The following is a 2,776-nucleotide window of genomic DNA, read 5'->3' as shown; positions in this document are numbered from 1 at the left end:
GGTCCATGTCGACGACCCAGACGCCCGGCAGCCCGGCCACCGCCGGGTCGACATCGCGCGGCATGCCCAGGTCGCAGATCACCAGCGGCTGGTCCGATTCGTCGCGACGGGCGGCGGCCAGCCCGTGGTGCACGTCGGCCAGCGACACCACCGGGCGCACGGCCCCAGTGCAGCTCACCAACACGTCGGCGTCGGCCAGCGCGGACGGCAGGCGGTCGAAGCTCAGCGCTTCGGCCCCGACGCCGGATTCGCGGATCTTGCGGGCCAGCCGCTGCGCGCGGGGCAGCGACCGGTTGACGACGTGGATGTCGCGGACGCCGGCGCGGGCCAGGTGAGCCGCCGACAGGGCGCCCATTGCCCCGGCGCCGACAACAACTGCGGTTTTGCCTTTCAGCCCGCCCAGCTTGGTGTCGGCCATGCCCATCGCGACCGAGACCACCGACGCGCCTGCGGCGTCGATCGCGGTGTCGGTGTGCACGCGTTTGCCGACCGCGAGCGCGCGTTGGGCCAGCTCATGCAGCACCCGGCCGACTGTGCGGTTGGCCTCGGCGGCGGCGTAGGCGCGGCGCACCTGGCCGAGCACCTGCTGCTCGCCGACCACAGCGGAATCCAGGCCGCTGGCCACGGCGAACAGATGCTCGACGGCGGCCTCGCTGTATCGGACGTAGGCGTATTTGGTGAGCTCGCCCAGCGACATCCCGGAATGTTCGGAAAGCACCTGTCCGATGACGGCCAGACCGCCGTGGAAGGCGTCGACCACGGCGTAGACCTCGACGCGGTTGCAGGTGGACAGCACCATGGCCTCGGTGACCAGCGGCGACTGCATCATCTCGTCGATGATCTTGATTTGGTCGGATTCGTCGGTGCTTAGCTGTTCCAGAACGGAGACCGGCGCACTGCGGTGCGACACCCCGAAGAGCAGGACGCTCACGGCTGAATCACCTGGCCTGCTCCCTTGCTATCACCAGTGATCGAACTGAGGTCCACGGTAGACGTTCTACAGGTGGGGCACCAAATTTGCACCATCGTCACCTGGGCTTCCCCAGATCTTTGCGCAGCCGGGGCTCGTCGACCTCCCAGTAGCTGTGCTCGCGGCCGTCGAGCAGAACCACCGGCAGCCGATCACCGAACTCGGCGCGCAGGTCGGTGTTGCCGGCCGCGGCGGCAGCGTCGACGTCGGTGGTCGACAGCTCGAAGTCGAGTTCGGCGGCCAGTTTCTCCAATTTCGCGTGCACCCGAACGCAGATCGTGCAGCCGGCGCGGGTCAACAGCTGGACTTGTGGGCGGCTCATAGTCCCAGTGTGGCAGTTGATCTCGCGGCCCCGAAGCCATGGTGAATTGTGCGGGGTGCGCACGGTCATTAGCTTTACCGCCATGGCTGAGCGTGAGCAGCTGCGGGTTGACCCCGAGGTGATGCACGGGGCTTCGCAGGCGTTATCAGGTGCGGCAAAGGACTTGCACACCAGGCTCATCGAGCTTGACGGTCAGGTCCGCGAAATGCTGGCCGGCTGGCAAGGTGGAGCGGGCGGCGCCTATGGCCAGGCGTGGGATCTGTGGCATCGCGGGGCCGGTGAGGTCCAGCTGGGACTGTCGATTCTGGCGAAGGCGGTCGGTATTGCCGGCGTTGACTTCCAGGCCCAGGACTCGGTATCGGCGCAAGCGCTGCGAGGTGTCTGAAATGGCTGACGCGTTCAGCGTGGATCCCGACGCGTTGGCGGACGCGCTGCAGCGGATGAGTGAGTTTGCGCGGCACACCGAGAGCCTCGTCGCTGAAATCGACACGTTGGTGACTCATCTGCACGGGACGTGGTCCGGGCGGGCAGCTACGGCTCATGCCGAGGCGCATCGGCATTGGTCGCGTGGTGAGGCGATGATGCGGGAGGCGTTGGCGCAATTGAAGACTGCAGGCACCACCGCACATCACAACTACAGCTGCGTGATGGCGACGAATCTGGCCATGTGGTCGTGAGCTGATGGCTCCGCTTGCTGTTGACCCGCAAGCACTGGATGGCGCTGGGGCCGCTGCGGTTTCAGCCGGCGAAGGTTTGGGGTCGGTCGTCTCGACATTGACCACCACGCTGGCCGGATGCAACGGGATGGCCGGTGACGATCCCGTCGGTGCGGCATTTGGGCGCAGCTACAACGGGTCGGCATCCAAGCTGCTCGAGGCGATGGCAACCACCCGCAATGGCTTGTGCCATCTGGGTGGCGGGGTGCGCATGTCGGCCCACAACTATTCGGTGGCCGAAGCGATGTCGAACGTCTCCGGACACGGCGAGCCCCTTCCCGTCCCGCAGGCGACCGACTCTATTTCGGCGGGCTCGACACCGTCGGCTGTTGGGAGCGGTGTCAGCGCCCCGGCCGGCTGGGGTTGGGTAGTCAAGTTCATCGGGATGATTTGGCCGAACGGCGATTCGGCGAAGTTGCGGGCTGCAGCGGCGGCCTGGACTAGCGCGGGTGCCAACTTTGAGGCCCGCGAAATAACCAGCGCCGTAGGACCGATGAAAATTGTTGGCGCTCAGCAGATGCCGGAAGGCCCGATGATTACGGCCGCGTTCGCGGAGGCCAATCGCAGCGCGGCCGGAATCTTGCAGCAGTGTGCGGTTATCGCGACTCAGCTCAATGCATATGCGGCCAAGATCGATGCGGTCCACGCGGCGATCCTGGATCTGTTGTCCCGCATCTGTGACCCGATGACGGGGCTGAAAGAAGTTTGGGAGTTTTTGACCGATGAAGACGAAGACGAGATCAAGAAGATCGCCAACGACATTCGCAC

Annotated in this window: 4 protein-coding genes and 1 pseudogene; 3 read left to right on the top strand and 2 right to left on the bottom strand. The window is 65.8% G+C overall.

Annotation, left to right across the window (positions count from 1 at the left end; genetic code table 11):
* Both WAN71_RS08585 and WAN71_RS08580 read right to left on the bottom strand, forming a co-directional pair.
* Positions 1–931, bottom strand: a 931-nt coding sequence (locus WAN71_RS08585; protein WP_422224917.1) for a glutamyl-tRNA reductase, incomplete at its 3' end; no start/stop codon positions are given.
* Between the two features lie 97 nt (positions 932–1,028).
* Positions 1,029–1,292 carry a glutaredoxin family protein gene (locus WAN71_RS08580; protein WP_422224916.1) on the bottom strand — a complete coding sequence of 88 codons (264 nt, stop codon included), beginning with the start codon at positions 1,290–1,292 and terminating at the stop codon, positions 1,029–1,031.
* Between the two features lie 82 nt (positions 1,293–1,374).
* Between WAN71_RS08580 and WAN71_RS08575 the strand changes: the two genes are divergently transcribed.
* From WAN71_RS08575 to WAN71_RS08565, 3 genes and pseudogenes are all read left to right on the top strand, one after another.
* Positions 1,375–1,677 carry a WXG100 family type VII secretion target gene (locus tag WAN71_RS08575; RefSeq protein WP_422224915.1) on the top strand — a complete coding sequence of 101 codons (303 nt, stop codon included), beginning with the start codon at positions 1,375–1,377 and terminating at the stop codon, positions 1,675–1,677.
* Between the two features lies 1 nt (position 1,678).
* The gene (locus tag WAN71_RS08570) at positions 1,679–1,969 is read left to right on the top strand and encodes a WXG100 family type VII secretion target (RefSeq protein WP_422224914.1); all 291 of its coding nucleotides are present in this window, start codon (positions 1,679–1,681) and stop codon (positions 1,967–1,969) included.
* Positions 1,970–1,973: 4 nt separating this feature from the next.
* Positions 1,974–2,776: pseudogene (locus WAN71_RS08565) on the top strand (NAD(+)--arginine ADP-ribosyltransferase); the annotation flags it as partial.

This window comes from Mycobacterium sp. (assembly GCF_049280035.1).
Taxonomy (GTDB): domain Bacteria; phylum Actinomycetota; class Actinomycetes; order Mycobacteriales; family Mycobacteriaceae; genus Mycobacterium.
Note: the sequence above shows the minus strand (reverse complement) of the source record. Positions and strands in the feature narration are given on the sequence as shown.